This is a genomic window from Marivivens sp. ABH4_498 (genome assembly GCF_056160585.1).
Window position 1 is genome coordinate 129,209 of the sequence record NZ_JBSWXL010000004.1, and the last position, 22,775, is coordinate 151,983.

General features: G+C 54.9%; 27 protein-coding genes. 2 read left to right on the top strand and 25 right to left on the bottom strand.

What is annotated here, in order from left to right:
• Positions 1 to 68: 68 nt before the first annotated feature.
• From ACXAGA_RS10815 to ACXAGA_RS10890, 16 genes are all read right to left on the bottom strand, one after another.
• Entirely contained in the window at positions 69 to 359 is a 291-nt protein-coding gene (locus ACXAGA_RS10815) for a DUF7742 family protein (protein ID WP_475117489.1), read from the bottom strand.
• Positions 359 to 4,237, bottom strand: coding sequence for a baseplate multidomain protein megatron (locus ACXAGA_RS10820; protein ID WP_475117490.1), 3,879 nt, complete (start codon positions 4,235 to 4,237; stop codon positions 359 to 361). Before ACXAGA_RS10820 ends, ACXAGA_RS10815 begins: the two co-directional genes overlap by 1 nt.
• Positions 4,237 to 4,671, bottom strand: coding sequence for an NlpC/P60 family protein (locus ACXAGA_RS10825; RefSeq protein ID WP_475117491.1), 435 nt, complete (start codon positions 4,669 to 4,671; stop codon positions 4,237 to 4,239). The genes ACXAGA_RS10820 and ACXAGA_RS10825 overlap by 1 nt, the downstream gene beginning before the upstream one ends.
• Positions 4,668 to 5,543 carry a DUF2163 domain-containing protein gene (locus tag ACXAGA_RS10830; protein ID WP_475117492.1) on the bottom strand — a complete coding sequence of 292 codons (876 nt, stop codon included), beginning with the start codon at positions 5,541 to 5,543 and terminating at the stop codon, positions 4,668 to 4,670. The genes ACXAGA_RS10825 and ACXAGA_RS10830 overlap by 4 nt, the downstream gene beginning before the upstream one ends.
• Positions 5,540 to 6,172, bottom strand: a complete 633-nt coding sequence (locus ACXAGA_RS10835) for a phage distal tail protein, Rcc01695 family (protein WP_475117493.1) — start codon at positions 6,170 to 6,172, stop codon at positions 5,540 to 5,542. Before ACXAGA_RS10835 ends, ACXAGA_RS10830 begins: the two co-directional genes overlap by 4 nt.
• Positions 6,173 to 6,181: 9 nt before the next feature.
• A complete protein-coding gene (locus tag ACXAGA_RS10840) occupies positions 6,182 to 6,841 on the bottom strand; it encodes a phage tail tape measure protein (protein ID WP_475117494.1) in 660 nt (219 codons plus the stop codon).
• A gap of 1 nt (position 6,842) precedes the next feature.
• Positions 6,843 to 7,010 carry a phage tail assembly chaperone gene (locus tag ACXAGA_RS10845; protein WP_475117495.1) on the bottom strand — a complete coding sequence of 56 codons (168 nt, stop codon included), beginning with the start codon at positions 7,008 to 7,010 and terminating at the stop codon, positions 6,843 to 6,845.
• A 19-nt stretch (positions 7,011 to 7,029) separates the two neighbouring features.
• Positions 7,030 to 7,344 (bottom strand): gene transfer agent family protein, encoded by a 315-nt coding sequence (locus ACXAGA_RS10850; protein ID WP_475117496.1) that lies wholly within the window; start codon positions 7,342 to 7,344, stop codon positions 7,030 to 7,032.
• Positions 7,344 to 7,757, bottom strand: a complete 414-nt coding sequence (locus tag ACXAGA_RS10855; RefSeq protein ID WP_475117497.1) for a phage major tail protein, TP901-1 family — start codon at positions 7,755 to 7,757, stop codon at positions 7,344 to 7,346. The genes ACXAGA_RS10850 and ACXAGA_RS10855 overlap by 1 nt, the downstream gene beginning before the upstream one ends.
• A gap of 24 nt (positions 7,758 to 7,781) precedes the next feature.
• Positions 7,782 to 8,192, bottom strand: a complete 411-nt coding sequence (locus ACXAGA_RS10860) for a DUF3168 domain-containing protein (RefSeq protein ID WP_475117498.1) — start codon at positions 8,190 to 8,192, stop codon at positions 7,782 to 7,784.
• Positions 8,189 to 8,527 carry a head-tail adaptor protein gene (locus ACXAGA_RS10865; protein ID WP_475117499.1) on the bottom strand — a complete coding sequence of 113 codons (339 nt, stop codon included), beginning with the start codon at positions 8,525 to 8,527 and terminating at the stop codon, positions 8,189 to 8,191. The genes ACXAGA_RS10860 and ACXAGA_RS10865 overlap by 4 nt, the downstream gene beginning before the upstream one ends.
• Positions 8,524 to 9,114, bottom strand: coding sequence for a head-tail connector protein (locus ACXAGA_RS10870; RefSeq protein WP_475117500.1), 591 nt, complete (start codon positions 9,112 to 9,114; stop codon positions 8,524 to 8,526). The genes ACXAGA_RS10865 and ACXAGA_RS10870 overlap by 4 nt, the downstream gene beginning before the upstream one ends.
• 149 nt (positions 9,115 to 9,263) lie before the next feature.
• Positions 9,264 to 10,445 (bottom strand): phage major capsid protein, encoded by a 1,182-nt coding sequence (locus ACXAGA_RS10875; protein ID WP_475117501.1) that lies wholly within the window; start codon positions 10,443 to 10,445, stop codon positions 9,264 to 9,266.
• Positions 10,446 to 10,469: 24 nt separating this feature from the next.
• Positions 10,470 to 11,018, bottom strand: coding sequence for an HK97 family phage prohead protease (locus tag ACXAGA_RS10880; RefSeq protein ID WP_475117502.1), 549 nt, complete (start codon positions 11,016 to 11,018; stop codon positions 10,470 to 10,472).
• Entirely contained in the window at positions 11,015 to 11,209 is a 195-nt protein-coding gene (locus ACXAGA_RS10885; RefSeq protein ID WP_475117503.1) for a hypothetical protein, read from the bottom strand. The genes ACXAGA_RS10880 and ACXAGA_RS10885 overlap by 4 nt, the downstream gene beginning before the upstream one ends.
• Positions 11,199 to 12,377 (bottom strand): phage portal protein, encoded by a 1,179-nt coding sequence (locus tag ACXAGA_RS10890; RefSeq protein ID WP_475117504.1) that lies wholly within the window; start codon positions 12,375 to 12,377, stop codon positions 11,199 to 11,201. The genes ACXAGA_RS10885 and ACXAGA_RS10890 overlap by 11 nt, the downstream gene beginning before the upstream one ends.
• A gap of 322 nt (positions 12,378 to 12,699) precedes the next feature.
• Here ACXAGA_RS10890 and ACXAGA_RS10895 point away from each other — a divergent pair, with 322 nt between their 5' ends.
• A complete protein-coding gene (locus ACXAGA_RS10895) occupies positions 12,700 to 14,043 on the top strand; it encodes an amidohydrolase family protein (RefSeq protein WP_475117505.1) in 1,344 nt (447 codons plus the stop codon).
• Here ACXAGA_RS10895 and ACXAGA_RS10900 read toward each other — a convergent pair.
• From ACXAGA_RS10900 to fabF, 4 genes are all read right to left on the bottom strand, one after another.
• A complete protein-coding gene (locus ACXAGA_RS10900; RefSeq protein WP_475117506.1) occupies positions 14,040 to 15,416 on the bottom strand; it encodes a DNA-packaging protein in 1,377 nt (458 codons plus the stop codon). The two genes, ACXAGA_RS10895 and ACXAGA_RS10900, sit on opposite strands and share 4 nt — an antisense overlap.
• Positions 15,322 to 15,651, bottom strand: coding sequence for a hypothetical protein (locus ACXAGA_RS10905; protein WP_475117507.1), 330 nt, complete (start codon positions 15,649 to 15,651; stop codon positions 15,322 to 15,324). Before ACXAGA_RS10905 ends, ACXAGA_RS10900 begins: the two co-directional genes overlap by 95 nt.
• 140 nt (positions 15,652 to 15,791) lie before the next feature.
• Complete coding sequence (mltG, locus tag ACXAGA_RS10910; RefSeq protein WP_475117508.1) at positions 15,792 to 16,949, bottom strand: endolytic transglycosylase MltG; 1,158 nt, start codon at positions 16,947 to 16,949, stop codon at positions 15,792 to 15,794.
• Positions 16,950 to 18,209: a beta-ketoacyl-ACP synthase II gene (fabF, locus tag ACXAGA_RS10915; RefSeq protein ID WP_475117509.1), complete on the bottom strand. Its 1,260-nt coding sequence runs from the start codon at positions 18,207 to 18,209 to the stop codon at positions 16,950 to 16,952.
• Positions 18,210 to 18,329: 120 nt separating this feature from the next.
• Here fabF and ACXAGA_RS10920 point away from each other — a divergent pair, with 120 nt between their 5' ends.
• A complete protein-coding gene (locus ACXAGA_RS10920; protein WP_475117510.1) occupies positions 18,330 to 19,133 on the top strand; it encodes a hypothetical protein in 804 nt (267 codons plus the stop codon).
• Between the two features lie 68 nt (positions 19,134 to 19,201).
• Here ACXAGA_RS10920 and ACXAGA_RS10925 read toward each other — a convergent pair whose 3' ends face one another.
• From ACXAGA_RS10925 to ACXAGA_RS10945, 5 genes are all read right to left on the bottom strand, one after another.
• The gene (locus ACXAGA_RS10925; RefSeq protein ID WP_086450334.1) at positions 19,202 to 19,435 is read right to left on the bottom strand and encodes an acyl carrier protein; all 234 of its coding nucleotides are present in this window, start codon (positions 19,433 to 19,435) and stop codon (positions 19,202 to 19,204) included.
• A gap of 158 nt (positions 19,436 to 19,593) precedes the next feature.
• Positions 19,594 to 20,184: a TetR/AcrR family transcriptional regulator gene (locus ACXAGA_RS10930; RefSeq protein ID WP_475117511.1), complete on the bottom strand. Its 591-nt coding sequence runs from the start codon at positions 20,182 to 20,184 to the stop codon at positions 19,594 to 19,596.
• Positions 20,185 to 20,298: 114 nt separating this feature from the next.
• On the bottom strand, positions 20,299 to 21,036 hold the full coding sequence (gene fabG / locus ACXAGA_RS10935; protein ID WP_086450332.1) for a 3-oxoacyl-[acyl-carrier-protein] reductase: 738 nt from the start codon (positions 21,034 to 21,036) through the stop codon (positions 20,299 to 20,301).
• Positions 21,037 to 21,051: 15 nt separating this feature from the next.
• The gene (fabD, locus tag ACXAGA_RS10940; protein WP_475117512.1) at positions 21,052 to 21,990 is read right to left on the bottom strand and encodes an ACP S-malonyltransferase; all 939 of its coding nucleotides are present in this window, start codon (positions 21,988 to 21,990) and stop codon (positions 21,052 to 21,054) included.
• Positions 21,991 to 22,077: 87 nt separating this feature from the next.
• Positions 22,078 to 22,665: a hypothetical protein gene (locus ACXAGA_RS10945; RefSeq protein WP_475117513.1), complete on the bottom strand. Its 588-nt coding sequence runs from the start codon at positions 22,663 to 22,665 to the stop codon at positions 22,078 to 22,080.
• Between the last annotated feature and the right edge of the window lie 110 nt (positions 22,666 to 22,775).

The window sequence follows — 22,775 nt, forward strand, 5'->3', positions numbered from 1 at the left end:
GGGGTTATTTCGTCCTCTGTACCGCAAATAGCGCCCCAAGGCCAAGAACAAAGGCGCGAGCCAACATTTCAATTCTTTTGATGTCGCGCATCTACATAGGTGCGCAAAAAATGGGTCATTGCCTGAAAATACTGATCCGGAGTTGGGTAGCTGGGCCGATGGCGCGGATATCGAATACAGACATCATGTACGGTCCCATTGCCCCAGTCAGGGTGACGTTTGCCCGTCCGTTTACGGTATTTATCTGCCCATTTTGCCTGCCGCAGAATTTGCCGGCTTAAATCAGGCCAATCACGGGGATCGGCGGCCAGCAAAACGCTGACCGCCTGATCCAAATCGACTACCGATACCTGCCGCATCAGCCGAAATACAAATAAGTTTCAGGACCGGGGCCAAAACGCGCAGACAACTGCGCCACGCCGATTGTGTCAGCGCCCGAATCCGATGCCTGCGATGCCGCGTCATATTCAAACGAAGGCGCCGTCGTTACCAATTCCCGAACGGTTTCACCGTCGCGGAAAATGCGAATGCGGTAGGTTTCGGTTTCTTCGCCCAATGGCACATCCGGCCCATCCCAACCATCGCCGTCGATGCGAGTGCGTCGCACCCACGAAAACAGCATAGATTGGTTTGCAGCCTGTGTTTTGCGCATATGACAGATCGGATACGGCCGCAGCCCGACACCCGCAAATGCATGCTGCACTGTTTGATAGGAACTGTCCGTCATCGGCCTAGACGCAGGCCCAAACCGATAGAACCGTTCGACCCCGCGCAATTTGGCCGCATAGTCGATTTGGGAAACGGCATCATTGAACAGAACGAAATAGGCCCCCGCCTGCAAAGCGGTTCGGGATTTATGATCGGTCCCCAACTGGCCGCGCAAACGCATTGAAATGTCGTAGGTCTGTGGCCCGACCAGTTTTGCGCCGACGAACTGTATCGCCTCCCAATTGTCGGGCGTTCCATCGCCAACAAAGGCAACATTTGCCCCCGACAGGATATTTTCAGCCGAAGCCGACGACAACGCACCGTGCACCAGTTTGACACGCAAGGCCGCCCCCCGATCCCAGCGCCCTGCCCCAGCCGGCGCCAATTCAGTTTCCGTGATGCCAACAATGGCACAGCGATCAACTGTTTTTTCGATCTTATAATTCGCGTCCTGGTTCGAATGATACAGCGCCACAGAGCCAGGCCAAGGCGACCCAACGGCGGCGAAATATGGGGCGTGCTCGGCTTCTTCTCCGGTCAAAATCGGCAGGTCCAAAAATAGCCCATCGACCGGAACAGGCGGAACAAAGGCAGCGCCAGTGGTTGGCTCTTCGGTCGTAGGTGTCGTTTGGTACAGTCTGAGTTCATATTGCTGCGCCTCGATCGTGGCGGATTGCCCCGATGTTTTGCGCGTGATGCGGTAATCACGGCCCTCTAGGCGAATGCTATCCCCAGCGGCGATGGTTGACGCAGATGGCGGCAACGCGAAAGAAACCGTTTCGCGCGCAATGCCTGCTTCGGCCAGCCAACGTTCTGTGATTTTTTCCGCTTCGCCAGAGGTCAACACCAACGGCAATTCTGTATGCGATGTTGTATTTGTATCGTCATCGGCCTGAACCGTTTGGAACAGCCGCGTTTGGTAATCGCCGTCCGCTTCGACATATGTCAGGCGAACCGTTCCCGCCATTTCCGCATTAGGCGCGCGGACGCGTTCCAGACTGCTGGCTTCGGATCCATCAACGGCGAAAAACGCAGGATCCAATTGTGTACCAGCCCGTTCGTTTCGCGATCTGAACACAATCATCCCGTCCTGATCGACAGCGTCAAAACCATAGGCCAACATCAATGGCTGCAGAGCCGCCCGTGCGGTATCGGTCTGATCCACAACATAGCCACGGACCGTCCCATATAGCGCGCTGGTATCAATGTTGGTCATACCCGCCTTTTGGCAGATTTCGGTGACCACACTGGCCAAAGACCGCGACGACACACGGCCATTCAGCCAGTGCCCCACCGCATAGTTTTCGCCATCCGACCACAGATCAATATTCTGCGGGAAAAACGGATAAGGCCGCGTATCCCATGCCCAAGCCAAGGCGCGCGACATGTCAATCATGTCACCCCCATAAACGGCGGACACCGGATTGTTCTGATCCTCCGCAAAATATTCGGTCATTGCCGAAATATACTGCGCCTGCAGCGCATCATCGCGCGCTCCATTCGAATAATGCGGCAATTGCGATTCCGAGGATTTCGGATCCAAGAATTTATTCGGTTGGTTCGTGCCTTTGTCGATCGCAGCACAGCCGTATTCAGTGAACCAGATCGGTTTGCTTTGCGGCTGCCACGCGGTTGGCGTTTCTTGGCGTTGGCCATCAATACGATTGTGGTGGTAGTTCGACCACCAACCACGCATGTCTTTTGCACGCCAAACCCATGGTTCGCCGTCACCATCCGATATGAGCGTGCGAATTTGGGCGTCTCTCGCCTCGGGGGATTGGTAATACCAATCGTAATATTCGCCGCCTTCGATGTTTGATTTCAGGTAATCAAGGTTACGAATATCCCCCCAATCCGCATCCAGATGATCGTTCCCATCGCGCCAGTCTGATAGGGGCACATAGTTATCGATGCCGATGAAATTGATGTTGTCATCGGCCCAAAGTGGATCAAGATGGAAATATTTATCGGTAGTGCCCACAGGCTGATAGCCATGATATTCAGACCAATCGGCCGCGTAGCCGATTTTGCAGTCGGCACCCAAAATGGAACGTACTTCGGCAGCCAGTCGGCAAAGATGATCCACCGCGGGAAATCCGTTGTCGTCCCGAATTTGCGTCAGCGAACGCAATTCGGACCCGATGCAAAATGCATCGACACCGCCAGCGGCGGCACACAGATGCGCATAATGCAGGATAAACCGGCGATAGGTCCATTCATTCGGACCCGTATACAACACCTGCGTTCCATCAATTGTAAAATCCGACACGGCGGCGGTGCCGAAAAACGCGTCAACTTCGGCTGTCGCAGCAGCGGTTTGATCAGCAGTCCCGACCAAATATGGAGCCAAAGCGGTCGTGATACGCCCGCGCCACGGCATCGCAGGCTGTTCATCCGCCCCCCAAGGGTCTGGCAAACCGTTCCCCGTCAGCTGTTCCATTAGAATAAATGGATAAAACACAGGCGAAATGCCACGATCCCGCATGGCATGGATCGCTTCGACCACGGATTGATCCGTTGGGGTGCCGCCATATAGCGCACGGCCATCAGCGTCCAACGGCACAACGCCAACGTCCGAACGCACTGCGCCACTCACGGTCCAAGGCATCTGTTCGGGATCATATTCGGCCTGTTCGACGCGCGGGCCGATACGGCATTCACCGCAGCGCAAATCGTCACCAAACCACGACACAATCAATGACGCGGTTCGCGCATTGGGAACTTCATCAACCAATGCATCCAAGGACACGTCGATATCCGATTTGGCGGCGGGCGAATTGATGTTCAACGATCTATACGCCCCCAGCCCGTCAGACACCGTCAAAGGCGTGGTCGCCAAGGCGTATTCCCCCGTACCGGGGATCAAGGCGACACCCTGAATTTTCGTTGCGATATCTTGAACACTGGCCGACGCGGGCGCGGGCCGAGTGATCTCGAAACTGAACTGCGGAATTCGGTTGCCAAAGATTGATAGGTCCAAATCTTCGATCACGACATAAGACACGCCGCGATATGCGGGCACCATGCCATAGCCTTCGACAGCCTCCATTTTGGGATCGGGCAGCTGAGTTTGCGTGCCTTTGTAGATCCGCATATTCAAATCGGCTTTGGGCACTTCTGTACCATCCGCCCAAATGCGGCCGACGCTTGTGATTTCGCCGTCGCACAGCGCCAAAGCCAATGACACCCGATAGGAATATTCGGTGATAGTTGCACCACCGCCTTTGCCACCGCTGTGTGTGGTCGAATCTTCGATAAACCGCGTTGCCCAGATCACATGGCCGCCAACGCGATAGCGTCCATAAACCGATGAAACGGTGTCGCCTTCGGACGCGGTCGTCAAACGAAAACGATCGATTTGGCCAGTCGAAACAGTCCCACTGCCCGATCCCATGATACGTTGATCAATGGCCTGACCGACCATCGCGCCAACGGCACGACCAATCACCGCCGAGGAAATACCCAAAACCGTACCGCCGATCGATCCACCGATCGCCATGCCAACAGCTGATAATACGATAGTTGCCATTAGGTTTCCTTTGTTGGGAATTTAAATCGCGCAACGATGCGCCGCGCCCAAGGATCAGTCAGGCGGCTTTCGACAACGCCGTGACCTGAATACGAATGTATAAAACTGGCGTTTGGGCCAATTCGGGATTGAATGCCCAGATGTTTCGCCACTGCCCCATCGCGCATACGAAACAACAACAGGTCGCCAGGTTCAGCGTTCGACGCTGTTTTGCGATGAAAATGGCGGACCGCCGCATCGAACAGAACTTCGCGATTTTGCGGTTCGGACCAGTCCGGACTATAGGCTGGCAGTGTTTCGGGGATATCGCCGATGACGTCTTTCCAGACGCCCAAAATCAATCCCAAACAGTCACATCCCGCGCCAACACAGGATGATTGATGCCGATATGGAGTTCCGATCCAGCGGCGAGCCGCATGAACGATAGCGGTCATCGTAGGCTACCCCCATCATTTTTTGACGTTCGAATGGGTGTAGACACCAGCCAATCTTCGCCTGGAATGTCTGGAAAACCGCGAAAATTCAGCAGATTATCGAATTTTTGCAAACAGGTTTTCATTCGTTTGTCACAGCCAGCAACCAACCTTAGGGCAGCGCCCTTTGGCAGTTCCGTTTTCAGCGGCTGCCACAGTTCAATTTCGTGATTGCCTGTTTCCAAGATCGTGTGATTTTTGATCAGTGCCGGTTTCACGCCCGCCGCACCATCAGCAACCGAAAGCGTCCCTTTGGTGAACCAACCCGCCGCATAGGCCGCAAGACCATCAAATTCAAAGATACAGTTGTCCGTGTTGCCAACAGGCGCGCCAGTATAACAAAACTCGGCCATAGACGTGTCGAATTGGCATTCGGCATCGCCCAAAACGGCGCGGCAGCCACGTTGGAATACCCGACCGTTTGGTTTGTTCAGCGCCTCGGCCAGACCGCGTAGTTCGGCTGTAAATTCACCGCTGTTTCTACGAATTTCACCGATCTCACCACGGAACCGCAATTCGCGTTCTGAGACATTTGACCAGTTCACCAACCAATATCGCACCTCAGCGCCATCAAATAGGCCCTGTTCAATATCGGTTTCGGAAATCGCACTGTGCGACAGAACCCCGATAGCTTCGGAGTTGTCGACCGACAAACCGGCCGATTGTTCGACCTCTTTTGCTGTCATGCCACTGTCCGCACGGAACAGGATCGTTTCAAATTCGATATCCGTGTCGTGATCGGTGAACCCCAATTCAACACCGTCGTTGCGCGTCACTGCCCAACACCGACAGACCGTCGTTGCGCCCGTTTTCAGGTGATCAGCCAAGGTCATAGGCGCACCTCGATGACAGGTACGTCTGGCACTTCGCCTGCATTGAAATTGGCAACCGAGGTCTGAATCACGTCCGTGTCAAACCGAACAGGCACATCAAATTCAAACCCCGCACGGATTTCTGCACCGATGTCCGGCGCGTGGAAAAAATGGATCAATCCCGTCGTGTAATCAATTGAATAATCTATACTTTCCTGAAGCCGATCACCGGACATGGTAACCTGAACAGTGCCGCGAACGGGTTTAAGAATGGGACGCGAATAGGCCGCGTCGCCAGAGGTATAAATCTTTGCCAGCTGAAATTGGGTGGTGACCTCGTCTCCGGTTCCGATGAACTGATCCATGCCGGTGATGTCGGCAGACGGCAGGCAGGATTTGTAGTCTGCCCAATCTTTCCAACGGAAACCGTGCAACTGGCCCTGACGCGCCTCGAAAAACGCGATCATCTGTTCGACGTCATCCAACGAACGCAGCCCGATCCCAGCATCATAACGACGGCGCGAATGCGCCCATGGGCTGTTTCTTTCTTCGAAACCGTTGGACAGGGTGACGATTTCAGTACGACGTTCAGGCCCACCAATCGAACCGAATGACAATGACGCGGGAAAGCGAACTTCATGAAAGCTCATAATGACCTCCTATCGATTACGATTGGCGCGGCCCATGGCACGCGAAACCTGCGCCGCAATTTGGGTTTGGCTTTTCTGAAAACCTTCGACGTTGGGTGTCGAAATATTCATTGTGACATTGACGCTTCCACCGCCTTGGGCTGCGACACCTAGGCGACCGTCACTGCCGCGAGTCAAAGGCATGATGGCTTCTGGGCCTGCCTCGCCCATCAGGCCGGTTGCGCCGCGCATCGGAAACGTCACAGGGCTGGACACGACACCGCCTTTGGCAAATGGCATCACGCGGCCTTGGGAAAACGCACCGCCTTTTGCGAACGGCAAAGTGCCAGAAACCAACGAATTCAGGCCACCCGCCAACAGGGTCCCTAATTGATCCGTCACAGGTTTCATCGCGGCGTTGTAGACCGTGTTCGACATCGACTGCGCAAGCGACGTCAACGCATCCGACAGCTTCATCCCATTGAATGCCAAACCATCGAATGCTTTGCGTAAACCTGACGAAAACCCTGTTTCAAGCTTACCCAGATCGCGCGCTGTATCGGATAGTGTCGACCGCGTCAGACGCAACTGCGCGTCAAAGGCGGACGCCATTGATGTCGTTTCTGACAGGCTTTTTTCTATGGCATCCAGACCGGATTCCAGATCGTCCAATTGATCAATATCGGCCATGTTATCCTCTGTTAATTGTGTCGGGAAAACGCGCTGCCAATTCCATCAAACGGGCTCTGCCCATTGACGGAGTGGCCGCGTCAACGCCCAACATCAGCATCAATTCTACCGGGGTCAGGTTCCAGAACTCTGCTGGTTTCAGGCCCAGCCCCCGAAACCCCGCCCTCATTAGCCCCGCCCAATCCATGCTATTCAGGCGGAGAAAACGCGCGGGCCAACATTTCAGCGGCGGCGCGCGCGGCACCTACGGGACCATTTTCAATCTCTGCGCAAAACAGATCATCAACGGTTCCGCGCCATCCACCACCTCGCAGCCCAGCAACGCATAGCGCCAAGACATCCGACGACGTGAATTCACCCGCTTCGAACCTTTTGATCAGATCCACCAAAGATCCGACCTGCAGGGTCTGCTCTAATTCCGCCAATGCACCCAAGGTCAATTTGCAAACCATTGGCTGCCCATCGACCGTTAGGCTGACCTCTCCGGCATATGGGTTCACCATTAGGCAGCCACAAAGGTTAACGCGCCAGCGGACGCCAACGACATTTCATATGTCGCTTCGCCGTTGTGGCTGCCTGCGTATTCGATCGACGTGATCTGAAAAGCCCCTTGGACAGTTCCGAAATCTGGGATGATGACCTGAAAATCGGGCGTGATCCCGTCAAAGAAAATCTGCCGCGCGCGTTCGTCGGTTGCGTCATCTTTGAAAACACCGGATCCAGAAATCGCCGCGGATTTCACACCGGACCCGCCCAGCAATTCACGCCATCCACCGGCGCTTTCCATGCTTGTGACATCGACGGTTTCGGCATTGAAACTGATCCGGGTTGCACGCAATCCAGCGGCAGTTTCAAACAGGCCATCGCCGGTCATATCCATTTTAATCAACAGGTCTTTGCCATTTTGGGCAGCCATGGGTTTGCTCCTTTTTCAGGGTAATTAGGTGTCTTGGACGAACGCGCGGAACGTCAGAACAATTTGACGCGCCGAGCCGCTATCGATGCGTGCGGCTTTGGCGCTGCGGAAATTCAATGCAATCAAACGCCCGCGCGATAGCGACAGATCGGCGTCGACCAGGGCGTCACAGACGGCACCAGCAACCTGTTTGGCCGCTGCAAAGCCTGCGCTTTCGCTGACGATCGAAACGGTAAATTCGTGACGCGCGCCGTGACCGGTTTGATCTGAAAAATCGACCACTTTTTCTGGCCCAAGCGTCACATAGAGCGCTGGCAAAGCGCCGGTTGGTAGGGCATCGTAGATCGCGCCAGCGACCAATTCATCTAAACCTGCATCAGATATTAAGGCATTATAAACAGAGGCTTGTAATGCAGAGCTCATTGCATAGCTCATACTGTGACCTCCTCGGATACGTGACAGATCAGATAGCGCCCGTCGCGGTCAGCATCGCTGACGGCTTGGATCTGGAAAATGCGGTCGCCTTCGCGGAACCGTTGTTCGGGTTTCGGGCGCGATGGCGCACCCATTGGCGCACCGCGTACGGTAATGCGCATTTTGACCCGCGACACCGCGCTACCTGCGCCCGCAATTTGGCCCGCCGAACGTGTATCGACATGCGCCCAATGCAGGCCAATGGCCGTCCAAAAGGTTTGGAACCCACCCGCACCATCAGGAACCCGTTCGGGGGTTTCTAAAATCAATGCTCGGTTCAATATGGGCGCTTTCATAAGCTGCCTCCGATCCGAACCGTGCGATGACGTTCCACAATCACCGCAACCGAAGGCGGCATCATGTCCGTGCCCGAGCCTTCGCCGTGGCGGAAATCATAGAAATGCGCCGCCAACATCATTGTGGCCTGGCCTAAATCCGCAGGGACATCGGACCATTCAGGACCAAACCCAGCTAGAAAATACACCTGCGCCGAACCGTGAACTGCAATCTGCGGCAGGTTCGATCCTGTCGCCACGATGACCGGTCGTTGTAGCGACGGCACAAACGTCCAGCCATGGGTCGCCGCGGTAACCTTGCCTGACCGATCCGTCAGGTCGATCGCCGATACCACGCTCACGGGTGCCACCGGCAGCGATTGTTCATCGTTTTTTCGCCATGCGCGAACAGTCCAACTGAATTCGCGTTCGATCAGGATTTTACCGGTACGCGCCTCGATCGCCGCCATGGCCGCACGCAAACATGTTTCCAGTATGCCATCCTGTAAACCGTCATCGGCGAAACCGGACCCCAGTCGCAGGTGATCCTTCAGCTCCGCCACCGGTAGCGCCGATTGTGGCACCGTGGTTTCCTCGATTAACATCATCAAATTTCTCCGATTTCCGGCCCTATCCCCGCCTAAAGCCGGACGCGCACCCTGTTGCCGCTCGGGCGGAGGGAAAATACTAGATAGCAACAGGTGCTACGTGCGCGTCCGATAAGGGGGCGACCAAAGCCGCCCCTGTTCGACTGCCCTTAGGCGGTGCCGAATTTCAGCAGTTTGATTGCTTTGAAATCGCTAACCGCACCGCCAACGCGTTTGGTCGCATAGAACAGGACATGCGGCTTGGCCGAGAATGGGTCGCGCAGGACACGCACATCAGGACGTTCGGCGATGGTATAGCCATTGGCGAAATCACCAAATGCCACGGCTGTCGCGTTCGAACCGATATCTGGCATGTCTTCGGCGATCAGAACCGGGTAGCCCATCAGACGCGCAGGTTCGCCCGCTGCCAGACCGTCCGCCCACAGGAAACGACCATCTGCGTCTTTGAGTTTACGCACAGCGCCAGCGGTTTTGGAATTCATTACAAAAGTCGCATTCGCGCGGTATTCGGCACCCAGCGAATAGACCAGTTCGATGATGGAATCGCCGTCATCAATTGCGCCGTCATTTCCAGTCACAACATAGCCAAGGTTGCCCCAGGTCCAGACGTCGTTGTCCACGGTTGGATAACTTAGGAAACCTGTCGGTTTATCGGCGCCATCACCGTTGATAAATGCGGCGGCTTCGGAACGTGCAAATTTATCCGAAATACGGCCGGCCAGCCAACCTTCGATATCAAATGCGCTATCATCCAGCAGGCGTTGCGAAATCTTTGGCATTGCGGATAGTTCGTTAACCGGAATGGTAATACGGTCAATTTGCGGCGTATCGGTTTCAGTCAACGCCGACGTTTCATTCGCCCAGCCCGAACCCATTTCGGTGTGATCGACCAGAACATCAAACGACGTCGCTTCGACCGTCACAACGGACGCAATGGCACGGATCGAAGCCATCGCATTCAGCGCCGATTTGATCGAATCCGAGGTCTGAGGATCGACCAGATAACCGCCATCCGCCGCCACAGCGGTCGACATCGCTTTGCCCTCTAGCGGCAGATCGCGCAAACCATCGTCGTCACCCGAACGCAGATATGCGCCAAACGCCTTTTGATGAGGAACATCAGAGGCCGCAGCTCCGGCCAAAACGGGGCGAGCAGCAGTCATCGATTTACGGTCCATTAGGGTCATGCGGTTTTCCTGTTTTTTGAATTTGGCATCAATGCCGTTAGAAAAGTGTTTGAATTCGCTTACAAAATCAGCAATCGCTGATTTCAGATCTTTGACCGAAGACAGATCTTCTCCGGCCCCAGCCTGCGCCTGAGGTGCATTCATTCGATTTTCCTTTGTAAAAGTCGCTTAGATTTCGGCTGACGCCATCAAGCTACTCGCGTCCCTTAGTGCGGACGCCAATTCGCGCAGATCAGTATCGATCAACGTGTCGCTTTTCGCACCGACCCGCGCCTCGGACAGCATGGGAAACGTCACAAGCGACACCTCCCATAGCTCCAATTCCGCCAAAAGCCGTTGGCCTTGGGCATTTTTTGTGGATTTGACCGTGCGGTATCCGATCGACAGGCCGTCGATTGCCCCCGCTTCGATCAGGGCGATGGCTTCGCGCCCTTTTTCTACGTCGGCCAAAATACGTCCTTTGACCCATAGACCACGTTCGGTTTCACGGACCTCGTCCCATATGCCGATGGGCTGCGCTGGATCATGCTGCCACAGCATTTTCACCTTATCGCCTTTGGCATTCAGCTTTGCCAATGACGCAGCATATGCACCACGTTCAACCACATCGTTGCCTTGATCGACGGCTCCGAAATACGATGCATAACCTTCGATCTCGTGTCCGTTGGTGACTTTCACATCACCACCCAACTTACTGAATTTGTGCTCTAAATTCATACTGAACCTTCATTCAACATCTGCAAAACATCCATCACAACCATCGCCGTACAGGTACCAATCAAAATCCAAATTTGCAGGCGGACACGCGACACGACAGTTTCAATCCGCCCCAAACGCATTTCCAATTGAGCGTTCCAGAAATCATTTCCCGGACGCTTGGCTGTGAAATCCAAAACCTTAGCTGCCATCACCCACCTCTTTCGGCGGCAACCCCAACAGCGCGCGTTTTTCGGCCGCGCTTAGAAACGAAGCCTCGCTGATACGGCGCCATCTGGCATCACGTTCGGCAGACAGCGCCGGGATTTGGTCAAGGTCAGGACGCAATACCAATGGCTCGCCCGTAAATTCAGCCAGCCAGTTGGACACCACGTTTGTGACCCGCGTCGCCAAAGGCAAAACAGTCAAACGATAGAATGCGCGATTGGCCTCTTGGTAATTGGCATAGGTCGCGTCGCCCGGAATACCCAGCAACATTGGGGGAACGCCGAACGCAATCGCGATTTCTCGCGCGGCGGCTTCTTTGGTTTTTTGGAATTCCATATCGGATGGACTGAACCCCATCGGTTTCCAATCCAGACCACCCTCTAACAGCATCGGCCGACCGGCGTTTCGTGCGCCTTGATGCATGGATTCCATTTCATGCAGCAAACGATCGTATTGATCCGCCGACAAACTGCCCTGTCCATCAACGCCTTTATACACAATCGCACCGGATGGGCGGGCCGCATTGTCCAGCAACGCCTTGGACCAATTCGATGCAGCATTATGCACATCAATCGCAGATGCGGCGGCCTCTAGCGGGGAAAACCCATAATGGTCATCCTGTGGGTGAAACGATTTGATGTGACAGATCGAATTGGCGGTTTCGCCCATGTTGAAACGGTGCTTTCGCCCGCCAACAACATAGTCATACGCAATCGGCCAACCATCCGCACCAGGGACAACTTGCATCCGTTCAGGGCGCAACGCATGGAGTTCGATTGGCAACGTTCCGTCACCGACAGCCTCGATATAGGCGTCACCCGACAACAACAGATACCCATACAGCGCCTCGAACAGCTCTGCGCGGCCCTGAGCATTATTTGGACGCGATAGTAGTTTGTTAACGGGATGGTCTTCGTAGCGCCGCTCTGCATCCTGCAGGATCAGCGGCAATGCTGCGGCGGCTTCTGCGATCAGTTTAACCGCGCGAAACCCAACAGGATTACGTGTGAACCCGCCCTTTGTTAGCGAAACAGTATCCCGCGACGACCAAATGGCCCGTCCTGCGCCCAGCCCCAAAACCTTTCCCGTGGCCGAAGCTTTCACTTCGGTCGCGCCATCTACGGCCGCTCCACGTTTCAGAAAGTCAAACATCCATTTCTCCTTGATCTATGCGGCGTGTTTGGCCGCTGTCCGATCTGATGAAACAGAATTTGACTTAAATAGGTTCACATCACCTCACCCCATCGTACGCAGGGCCGCGCAACGCCCGCTTTGGACGGAACGGAAAATGTGATACGCTGGATTTATTGTAATGAGTTATTTTCGCTACTGATATGTTGCGACGCCATTTTATGTCTGGCGCAACAGCGACCTTTGGCCTGTCTGCTTGCGCCCCGCTACCCGACTATGAAATCAACCGCACTACGACGCTGTGTGCGACGACGCCCATCCTGATGGGATGTTGCGGATTGATATGCATAACCACATCATGAACCTGCGGGACGGCGACGCGATGGAATTCCTGCGCCGCCGCGAAGAGCTGAATGCAAACATCCCCTTTAACACCGATACGGTGCGGTTCATGCTTGCGCCGTATACACGGGCCCTTAGCCGCGAAATCAATGATCTACAGGCGGTTATCGATGCTGACATGGACATCCCGGGTTTCTGCGCGACGGCCTCTGATCGTCAAAAAACGTCGTTGCCAAATTTTCAAACCAGACCAGCCGAGGACGAGCCACTGGTTTTTATGCGCAACCGCATGCGCAATGCCGCGCTGTTGATCGCCAGCGCGCCTCAGATCGATTTGTTCATCACGTCGATGGTCGATATGTACGAAGTGCGCGGTGACGTCGATTTCTACGATCCCCAAAAACAGCGCCAGTTTTATTCGAAACTCGCGCTGGCAACCAAAGGGCGGATTCTGCCTTTTGTGTCGTTCAATCCCGAACGGGCCGCCGAATATACCAACAATGCCGATTACACGATCGACTTTGTTCGGACTGCAATTTTGGATTACGGGTTTCTGGGGGTGAAAATTCATCCCTCGGTCGGAATTGAGCCGTTGGATAATACAAATTTCGGATGCCGCAATACATCGTCGCCTGATGATCAGGACGGTGTTTGGGGCGAACGTGATGGCCCCTATATCCAAAGGCAAATGGATCTACTTTATGATATGTATGACGAAATAAACGTGCCCTTGCTCACCCACCATGGCACTGGCATTTTGGCAAACCCGACCTGTCAGTTGCGCGGTGAAAATCCAGATAACTGGACCAATTCAACACAACACTGGATTCAACTGATGGAGCGTTTGGAACAAACTCACCCGAATTTCCGTGTCTGTCTGGGGCACTTATCTGGCGGGTTTGTATATGAACAGGAAACCGTGCGCGAACATCCGTGGTTCAGCCGCACCACGGGGTACATCCTGGAACGCCTCACCGCGGGCGATCCGTGCAACATTTGGTTAGACACATCCGCGCATGGCGAATTGTTCGAAGATTCTAAAGAAGCCGAGCTGCTAAAACCAGCCATCACAAAATTCATCAAAGACAACCCAAAGATCGCCGATCGCCTGATCTACGGCAGCGACTGGCACATGCCATCTGGCCTAGCCAAAGATTACGCGCACAGCATGGAGGGTATCTTGCCCGACTCGAAAACCGAAATCATGGGCCATAACGCGGTGCAGTTTCTAGGACTCAACAAACCGGCCACATTGGGCCGGCTTGAACGTTTTTTCGGGCAAATCAACCTGCCACTGTCTGACATCCCATGGTTCCGAAAAATGGAACGGGACGGCCTGATTTAGAACAGCCCACGCATGCGCGGCGCGCGGTATTGGCCCGATGGCACGATCACCAGATCATGTAACGCCCATACCAGCGCATCGACGCGATCTGGCGACCCTGCCCCGTCAAAGCCGCGCAGCGTCATCATGCACATCTGGTCCTCTAGGTCACACAAACCCCGCAGATGTCGCACCCGTCCCTGTTCATAAAGGGCGGCAATAGGTTCGGCGCGGGCGGCTTTACCTTTGGACGCCCGCACAGCGCGATAGGCGATCAGCGGATCGACCTGCCGCACCACAGTTTCGACCAAAGCGCCCCCCTGATTGACCTCTGCAATCAGCCGATCAGCGCCGTGGCGTTTCATGGCATCAACGGCTGCCTTGGCCCAATCCGATGGTTTGGCGGCAGATACGGTTGCATCTTCGATCACATAGGCGGTCCAGTCTTGCGGCGGTCCATCCATTTTTACGCCAGCCACGATAATACCGCAGTCATCCGATCCTTTGTGGCCCGTCACAGGCGGATCAACGGCCACGACAATGCGATCCAAGGGCGGCACATGATCCACCTGCGCGGCCTGCAAATCAGCCGACCGCCACAACGCACCTTCGACATCGGCCAATAGCACGCCGTCCAATTCCTGCCGCCCTAGCCGCGTTCCCGCATATCGACGTTCGACTTCCTCTAGGAAACCGGCCGCTAGATTGGCGCGGTTGGCATGTGTCGGCGCATGGGTCATTACAGTGCTTTCGCGTTCCAACAGGGATTTCAGCACATCCGCATTGCGCGGCGTTGTCGTCACACACGCGCGCGGATCATCCCCCAACCGTAGACCAAACTGGATCATATCCCACGTTTCAGCGCCCCGTTTCCATTTCGCGATTTCATCGGCCCAGACCGCATCAAATTGTGGCCCGCGTAACGCTTCGGGATCGAAGGCTGAAAAAACCTGCGCGGTCGCCCCGTTCGGCCACACCAACATTTTGCGCCCCGACACCCACGTTGGCCGCCGATCAGGCGGGGAACAGGCCATAATGCCACTATCGCCGAACACCATGACCTCGCGTGCCTGATCAAAGGTTTCACCAACAATCGCAACGCGGTTCGCGCGCCCCTTATCGCGGGGGCGCGCACCTTCGACCATTGACCTGACCCATTCGGCACCGGCGCGGGTTTTCCCCGCGCCGCGCCCGCCCATAATCACCCAAGTCCGCCATTCGCCAGTGGGCGGCAGCTGATGTTCCATTGCCCAAAAATCAAACAGATAGGGCAACGCTTGGATTTCATCATCTGTCAGATCATCCAGAAATGCCGCCTGCTGTTCGGCTGTGCCGGATGCGATCAAGTCTGCGCCCGATCGACAGTCGAACGGCGTCGAAATCGATGTCTCCATCCCGAGTTCCTTCTCCGAATTTATCCTCAAATGCGTCCTCGGCCTTGCGCAAACGCGCAAACAGCTCTGTCAGCACTCCTAGTTGGTTGGTCAGTTTCTTTGCTGTTTCCGCGTCGCCCTCTTCGGCGCGAATGATCAGCCCGTGCAACACTTTGCCCGCGCTGTGATAGACCTGCCTCAAATCGTCTACCTTGGCTTGGGCTGCGGTATGTTGCTGTGTGTTTTGTCCCGTCATGGTTCTGATGCCTGTTTTGGGTATCTCCGCCACATGGGTGAGCAACGAAAAAGGCGGCCCGCTATGGACCGCCTTTCGCGTCTCTAGCGTAGGATGACCCTACGCCTGTTTTGATCAGTATCGCCTTAACGCACCGCGCGTTATTGGGCTGCGGCCTCTAGCGCGCGCAAATTCGCCACGTTCCGATTGTGTTCGGCCAATGTCACCGCAAACGCGTGACCATCAGAGGCATTCAGCGTTTTCGCAACAAAGAAAATGTAATCCGTTTCATCTGGATTAACCGCGGCAAAGATCGCATCGCGACCTGGGTTTGCGATAGGCGTCGGAGGCATCCCATCAATCTGATAGGTGTTGTATGGCGTCACGCGGTCCAATTCACTGCGGCGAATACCGCGGCCCAGCACACCTTCGCCATTGGTGATACCATAGATCACCGTCGGGTCCGTTTGCAGGCGCATACCCTGACGCAGACGGTTGATAAAGACACTGGCGACCTGCGGACGTTCACCCGCAATACCCGTTTCTTTTTCAACAATGGACGCAAGGATCAGCGCTTCTTCTGGGGTGTCGAATGGCAGATCGTCATCACGACCTTCCCACGCTTCGGTCAGAATCGCGGCCTGCGCTGTGACCATTTCGTTGATCAATTCGCTTACCGTATCGCCGGGTGCGAAATAGTAACTATTCGGCGCAAGGCTGCCTTCGGCGGGGACCGTGTCAACATCATGTTCCAACACACCAATCGACGACAGGCTGGTTAGAACCTGCCAACTAGTGACACCTTCGGCGATGACCACACGAAATTCCGTGTCGTCATTTGCAGCGGCATCCACAAATACAGACGGAACATCAGCAGCACCTAGGTCGAACTGAGCCAGTTCTTCATAGGCGCCCGTTTCCGGATTTGTCGCGCGTAGTTCGGCGGTCGCAGCATTCACGCCCACACGATACACGATTTCCGACCCGCAAGAGCTTTGACCCGAACGAGTCAATTCATGCGCGATTTCGTCCATCGACATACCAGGTGTCAGCAGGAAACTGCCCGCTTTCAGCTGGCTTTCCAGACCTGAATATTTCACGCCCATGTTGAACACGGTCAGGTTCGAAATCGCGTTGATTTCTTCTAGCTGCGGGGCCACGCGCCGAAACACCGTGCCGCTTTCAACCTTGAAACAGACACCCTGTTCTAACGGACCTTCAGCGACATACTGATCCTTGCCCCACAGGATGACACCACCCAGCAGGAACAAGATCACGATAAACAGCGTCAGCGCATTCGACGCGATGGCCTTCCACATTTAGCTGGCTTTCCCGAAAATCACGCTTGCGTTGGTACCGCCAAAGCCGAACGAATTCGACAAAGCCACATTGATTTCGCGTTCGACTTTTTTGTTCGGCGCCAGATCAACTGCGGTTTCAACAGCAGGGTTGTCCAAGTTAATGGTCGGCGGTGCAACCTGATCGCGGATCGCAAGGATCGAAAAGATCGCTTCGATCGCGCCAGCAGCGCCCAACAGGTGGCCGGTCATCGATTTGGTCGACGACATGGTCACTTTGCCAGCGTTGTCGCCCAGCATGCGTTCAACAGCGCCCAGTTCGATGGTGTCAGCCATCGTCGAAGTGCCGTGCGCGTTGATGTAGTCGATCGCGGATGCATCAATGCCTGCGTCTTTCAACGCAGCGTCCATGCAACGGCCTGCGCCTTCGCCATCCTCGGACGGAGCAGTGATGTGATACGCATCGCCCGACATGCCATAGCCCAGAACTTCGGCATAGATTTTCGCGCCGCGCGCTTTGGCGTGTTCGTAATCTTCTAGAACAACAACACCTGCACCTTCGCCCATGACGAAACCATCACGGTCCGCATCATATGGACGCGATGCCGATTTTGGATCTTCGGCGCCTTTGGTCGACAGCGCCTTACACGCGTTGAAACCAGCGATACCGATTTTACAAATCGCAGCCTCTGCGCCGCCAGCAACCATAACGTCTGCTGCGCCGTATTTGATCAGACGTGCTGCATCACCGATTGCGTGGGCACCTGTCGAACAGGCGGTGACAACCGAATGGTTCGGGCCTTTGAAATCGTATTTGATCGACACCTGACCAGAGATCAGGTTGATCAGCGCACCAGGGATAAAGAATGGCGACACGCGGCGCGGGCCTTTTTCTTCGATCATGACGGCGGTGTCAGCGATGGATTTCAGACCACCGATGCCCGAACCGATCAAAACGCCGGTGCGGTTTTTCTGTTCGTCGGTTTCAGCAACCCAACCAGAATCTTCGACCGCTTGTTGCGCAGCCGCAACGCCGAACAAAATGAAATCGTCCACTTTGCGCTGTTCTTTTGGCGCCATGTATTTAGCAGCGTCAAAGGTGCCGTCGGTGCCGTCACCACGTTTGACTTCGCACGCATAGGTCGTTGCCAGACCCTCTGGATCAAACTGCGTGATGGGCCCTGCGCCCGATTGTCCGTCCAGCAGACGGGTCCATGTTTCTTCGACCCCGTCAGCCAATGGTGTGACTAGACCCAATCCTGTTACTACGACACGGCGCATTTTCTGCCCTCAGCTCTTGAATTCTCTTGGCCCCCAATAGCCTGTTCGCCCCCCGATGGGCAAGTCAAACCACAGTCCGCCGTTTACCAACAATTGGGATTCGTGGGGTAAATCCGCAATATGTCGCGTATTTTCACAAGTGTTCTGATCATTTTTCTGCCGTTTCGCACGTTTGCAGCGATTGATTGTAATCTGGTTTCAGATTTGGATCGGGCCTTTGCCGCCCATATCCAGATTGCCGAAACCACCCCGCCACCAACCGAAGCGCTGTTTTTCCTAACCAGCACCCACATCAAACTGGACGCGGCAACGGTTCATAACGCGTTGCACCCCTACGCCACAGCCAATCAGTTGCGCACCATCGTGACCGCTGCAACACAAACCACAAACAGCATCACCGATTTGCGGATGGCAAACGACTTGCGCGCGCAAACTCGGGCGATCCAATCCATTTCAAACCTTAAAATGGCTGCATCAGCTTTGCGTATTTTAGGCGATAGTTGCCTGACCGCGCAGCCGCCACCCCCCCAAAACCAACAAGACAGCGTAAATTTCAGGCCAATCAACGTCATTGCCAGCATTGTCGGCATCGTCATGTTCGTTGTTTTGGCTATTTCGGGTTTTGCGCTGTGGTCGACAAAACACAACAAACGTGCGCAGCGCTATCCGTGTCGGATCCAAACAATCGTCCAAATCGACGGTTTGAGCCATGACGCGACGCTATTCGACATCAGCCGCGAAGGCGCAAAGGTGAAATTTCATTCTGGCCCCAAATCAATAGACCGCCCCATGTCCGTGCGCCTAGAAATCGGGGCGATCTCTGCCGCTAAAATGTGGGCCAATGCCCATTACTGCGGCCTGAAATTCAGCAAACCTTTGTCAAAATCCGACTTGGCGATTTTGGTGCCGTCATTTTTCCGATGACCAACACACAAAAGAAAAGCGGCACCCCAAAGGATGCCGCCTAGATTTCTGCGATGCGTCAGTAAAAATTACTGAGCTTCGGAGATGAATTTTACAGCGTCGCCGAAAGTCTGGATGGTTTCAGCAGCGTCGTCTGGGATTTCGATGCCGAACTCTTCTTCGAACGCCATAACCAGCTCAACGGTGTCCAGGCTGTCTGCGCCCAGATCATCGATGAACGAAGCGTTCTCGGTTACTTTTTCTTCTTCAACACCCAGGTGCTCAACTACGATTTTGCGAACACGATCTGCAACGTCGCTCATTTCAAGTCCTCACGTTCAATGGGCTTTTGCCCTACTTTGTATGCCCCGGAGGGCGGTTTAACTGCCCCCGTAGGGACAATTCCGACCGACCCTAAATAAGGGGTCATCCGGAAAACTCAATGCGCCTATAGCAGAGATTGACGCCAAGGCAAACGCTTTCACGCAGGCTCTGGCTCTGTAACGTTAATCGGATTTGTCACCATCATGCGACAAGTCTTTTTAATATAGAACGAAACCGCTTCGGGAATGTCATCAAACGGAAGATATTTCTGCAAAATCGCCTTTGGCATCTGAATGACAGCCAATTCGATTGTCTCAATATCGAAATCTTCTCGTTCAGCAAACGTTACGATCGCGTCGTTGAATGCCGCCTTTTCCTTTTGGATTCGGGTTGCGGTTGCTTGTTCGATCCCGCCGCGCACCAGATAGCGTTCCGGCACTGCAAACAATAGGTTTGCTGCCGAACGGCATTCACTGGTCAAAACCAAACCGCGCAAAGACGCCCGTACCGCGCCCCTAACGCCAGTATGTTCCAACGCGCCTTCGATCAGTTCGCGATATTTTCCATGTGCCCATAGCCAGCTTTCGGCCAATAGACCTTCCATCGAACCGTAGCGGTGATACAGCGACCCGACCGATACGCCTGTGCCTTTGGATACTTGCTGCACTGTCACGCCAGGTGCTTGCGCCAAATGATCGGCCAGCCAAACAAATACCTGATCGTCCGTAAATCCTGCTTTACGCCCCATAATGTGCCCCCATTATTTTTATTAGATAAATTCTAATAAAAAAGGGCGGCCATAAGCCACCCCCTTTATGAGAATTTTAAGAATAAAAGCCGACAAAAACAGTCAGCTGTGCTTTTACAGCATCGCCATACCGCCGTTGACGTGAATGGTCGCGCCTGTGGTGTAACCGGCCTCTTGGCTTGCCAGATACAAAACAGCAGCCGCGATTTCAGCGGGCGTACCCATGCGTGCAGCAGGGATTTGTTTGTTGATGGTTTCTTTTTGATCGTCGTTCAATTTGTCGGTCATCGCGGTCGCAATGAAACCAGGCGCGACGCAATTCACGGTGATACCGCGGCTTGCGACTTCGTACGCGATGGATTTCGACATGCCGATCATGCCCGCCTTGGACGCGGCATAGTTTGCCTGACCCGGGTTGCCTGTCGCGCCAACGATGGACGAAATGTTCACGATGCGGCCCCAACGGGATTTCATCATGCCGCGGATCACGCCTTTGCACAGGCGCATGGTCGAGGTCAGGTTAACCTCTAGAACAGAAGCCCACTCGTCGTCCGACATGCGCATGAAAATCTGGTCGCGGGTGATGCCAGCGTTGTTGATCAGAATATCAACCGACCCCATCGCCTCTGCCGCTTGTTTCGGCAGTGCGTCAACGGCGGCTGCATCGCTTAGGTTACAAGGCAGAACATGCGCGCGTTCGCCCAGTTCAGCGGCCAAAGCCTCTAGCGGTTCAACGCGGGTGCCCGACAGGCCAACGGTTGCGCCAGCCGCGTGTAGCGCTTTGGCGATTTCTGCACCGATGCCGCCCGACGCACCAGTAACAAGAGCGTTCTTTCCAGTAAGATCAAACATAGTAATACCTATTTCTTAGTTGTTCAGCGCGGCAACAGCGGCGGCGACATCATCAGGGGTGCCAACAGCCGTCGGCGCGATTTCTTTGTTGATGCGTTTGATCATGCCGGACAACGCTTTGCCCGCACCGATTTCCCACGCTTCGGTGACGCCCTGTTCACCCATCCACAGAACGCTTTCGCGCCAACGGACGGACCCAGTGACCTGTTCCACCAATAGCGAACGGATCAGCGCAGGGTCGGTCACAGCCGACGCGCGGACGTTTGCAACAACTGGAACGGCTGGTTCGTTGATGGTGACATCATCCAACGCTTCGGCCATTGCATCGGCAGCAGGCTGCATCAATGCGCAATGGAAAGGCGCGGATACAGGCAGCAACAGCGCGCGTTTTGCGCCCTTTTCCTTGGCGATTGTCAGGGCGCGTTCAACAGCCTCTTTATGGCCGGACACAACAACCTGAGACGGGTCATTGTCGTTTGCCGCCTGACAGATCTGGCCTTGGGCAGCTTCGTCCGCAACGGCTTTGGCCGTTTCGAAATCCAGACCCAGCAGCGCGGCCATGGCGCCTACCCCAACGGGTACTGCCGATTGCATCGCGTTGCCGCGAATGCGCAACAACCGCGCGGTGTCGGCAACAGACAACGCACCAGCCGCAGCCAGTGCCGAATATTCGCCCAGCGAATGGCCAGCCACAAAATCAGCGGCGGTGATTTCAACACCTTCGGATTCCAACGCGCGCATCGCAGCCAGCGACGTCGCCATCAACGCAGGTTGTGCGTTTGCAGTCAGGGTCAGCGTTTCGATGTCGCCTTCCCAGATCAGCGCCGACAGCTTTTCACCCAAAGCGTCGTCAACTTCATCAAAAATAGCCTGAGCGGCTGGATATGCCTCTGCCAGCGCTTTGCCCATACCGATGGTCTGAGCGCCCTGCCCCGGAAAAACGAATGCACGCATCTGGAATGCCCCTTTGGTCCTGTTTGGACCTGCATTAGCGTGACTAGACGTCAATCACAAGGAACACGGGGCATCAGACAGATTAGATCAGCGCAGTTGCGACGCAAAAACATCGCGGCCCAAACGGTCGCGCAGGTTTTCGATCCGCGCCAACGGACCACTTGCAACTTCGACAACCGTGGCCGTGTCGCGGTAACGCAGCATCAAAGCGGCCTCGCCCGATGACAGTTTGCTGCGATCAATGAACAAGCCGCCAAAACTATCGAATGCCCATTTGCCCACTAGCGATGGACGCCCTGCACGGTTGCGCACCACCTCGCGCAATTCTTTGGCGTTCAGATCCACCTCGATTTCGACCAAAGATCCGCGTGTCCCGTATCGCACCAGAAAATAACCAACGGCCATAAAAACGCAGGTCAACGCCAGATGCAGTTCAAACCCCGCCGCCAAAGCCCGCGATGGGAAAACCCAAAGCGCCACAGCCGAGATCAGAAAAGCCCCGCCCATGAAACAGGACGCGGCTTGCGCCATGCGAACACGCATATGCTCGGCCTCGGTTCCTTTTATTACGTATCCCCAATGCGTTTCGCGCACGTTTGTCCCCTCTAAACGGCTAAATCGACTGATAAAGTCGGCGTCGATTGAAAAATGATCTCTTGAATAGGCTGCGGTCATGAAATCCACCTTTGTCCTGCAACCCTACGTAAACTGGTAAAAATGGCAGAAAACGGGCACACCCCAGACGAAGTTCAGGCATTTGAGCGCAACCTTTGCGTTAATCCATT

Bases quoted from the DNA above. Each gene is read 5' to 3' on its own strand.
- ACXAGA_RS10815 (WP_475117489.1), bottom strand. From the start codon at position 359: ATGCGGCAGGTATCGGTAGTCGATTTGGATCAGGCGGTCAGCGTTTTG.
- ACXAGA_RS10855 (WP_475117497.1), bottom strand. From the start codon at position 7,757: ATGGCTGCCCAAAATGGCAAAGACCTGTTGATTAAAATGGATATGACC.
- ACXAGA_RS10905 (WP_475117507.1), bottom strand. From the start codon at position 15,651: ATGACGGGACAAAACACACAGCAACATACCGCAGCCCAAGCCAAGGTA.
- ACXAGA_RS10850 (WP_475117496.1), bottom strand. From the start codon at position 7,344: ATGGTGAACCCATATGCCGGAGAGGTCAGCCTAACGGTCGATGGGCAG.
- ACXAGA_RS10830 (WP_475117492.1), bottom strand. From the start codon at position 5,543: ATGACCTTGGCTGATCACCTGAAAACGGGCGCAACGACGGTCTGTCGG.
- mltG (WP_475117508.1), bottom strand. From the start codon at position 16,949: ATGTGGAAGGCCATCGCGTCGAATGCGCTGACGCTGTTTATCGTGATC.
- ACXAGA_RS10835 (WP_475117493.1), bottom strand. From the start codon at position 6,172: ATGAGCTTTCATGAAGTTCGCTTTCCCGCGTCATTGTCATTCGGTTCG.
- ACXAGA_RS10900 (WP_475117506.1), bottom strand. From the start codon at position 15,416: ATGGAGACATCGATTTCGACGCCGTTCGACTGTCGATCGGGCGCAGAC.
- ACXAGA_RS10870 (WP_475117500.1), bottom strand. From the start codon at position 9,114: ATGATGTTAATCGAGGAAACCACGGTGCCACAATCGGCGCTACCGGTG.
- ACXAGA_RS10895 (WP_475117505.1), top strand. From the start codon at position 12,700: ATGCATAACCACATCATGAACCTGCGGGACGGCGACGCGATGGAATTC.
- ACXAGA_RS10885 (WP_475117503.1), bottom strand. From the start codon at position 11,209: ATGGCAGCTAAGGTTTTGGATTTCACAGCCAAGCGTCCGGGAAATGAT.
- ACXAGA_RS10890 (WP_475117504.1), bottom strand. From the start codon at position 12,377: ATGTTTGACTTTCTGAAACGTGGAGCGGCCGTAGATGGCGCGACCGAA.
- ACXAGA_RS10820 (WP_475117490.1), bottom strand. From the start codon at position 4,237: ATGGCAACTATCGTATTATCAGCTGTTGGCATGGCGATCGGTGGATCG.
- ACXAGA_RS10865 (WP_475117499.1), bottom strand. From the start codon at position 8,527: ATGAAAGCGCCCATATTGAACCGAGCATTGATTTTAGAAACCCCCGAA.
- fabF (WP_475117509.1), bottom strand. From the start codon at position 18,209: ATGCGCCGTGTCGTAGTAACAGGATTGGGTCTAGTCACACCATTGGCT.
- ACXAGA_RS10875 (WP_475117501.1), bottom strand. From the start codon at position 10,445: ATGAATGCACCTCAGGCGCAGGCTGGGGCCGGAGAAGATCTGTCTTCG.
- ACXAGA_RS10920 (WP_475117510.1), top strand. From the start codon at position 18,330: ATGTCGCGTATTTTCACAAGTGTTCTGATCATTTTTCTGCCGTTTCGC.
- ACXAGA_RS10945 (WP_475117513.1), bottom strand. From the start codon at position 22,665: ATGACCGCAGCCTATTCAAGAGATCATTTTTCAATCGACGCCGACTTT.
- ACXAGA_RS10930 (WP_475117511.1), bottom strand. From the start codon at position 20,184: ATGGGGCGTAAAGCAGGATTTACGGACGATCAGGTATTTGTTTGGCTG.
- fabD (WP_475117512.1), bottom strand. From the start codon at position 21,990: ATGCGTGCATTCGTTTTTCCGGGGCAGGGCGCTCAGACCATCGGTATG.
- ACXAGA_RS10845 (WP_475117495.1), bottom strand. From the start codon at position 7,010: ATGAGGGCGGGGTTTCGGGGGCTGGGCCTGAAACCAGCAGAGTTCTGG.
- fabG (WP_086450332.1), bottom strand. From the start codon at position 21,036: ATGTTTGATCTTACTGGAAAGAACGCTCTTGTTACTGGTGCGTCGGGC.
- ACXAGA_RS10925 (WP_086450334.1), bottom strand. From the start codon at position 19,435: ATGAGCGACGTTGCAGATCGTGTTCGCAAAATCGTAGTTGAGCACCTG.
- ACXAGA_RS10840 (WP_475117494.1), bottom strand. From the start codon at position 6,841: ATGGCCGATATTGATCAATTGGACGATCTGGAATCCGGTCTGGATGCC.
- ACXAGA_RS10825 (WP_475117491.1), bottom strand. From the start codon at position 4,671: ATGACCGCTATCGTTCATGCGGCTCGCCGCTGGATCGGAACTCCATAT.
- ACXAGA_RS10860 (WP_475117498.1), bottom strand. From the start codon at position 8,192: ATGAGCTATGCAATGAGCTCTGCATTACAAGCCTCTGTTTATAATGCC.
- ACXAGA_RS10880 (WP_475117502.1), bottom strand. From the start codon at position 11,018: ATGAATTTAGAGCACAAATTCAGTAAGTTGGGTGGTGATGTGAAAGTC.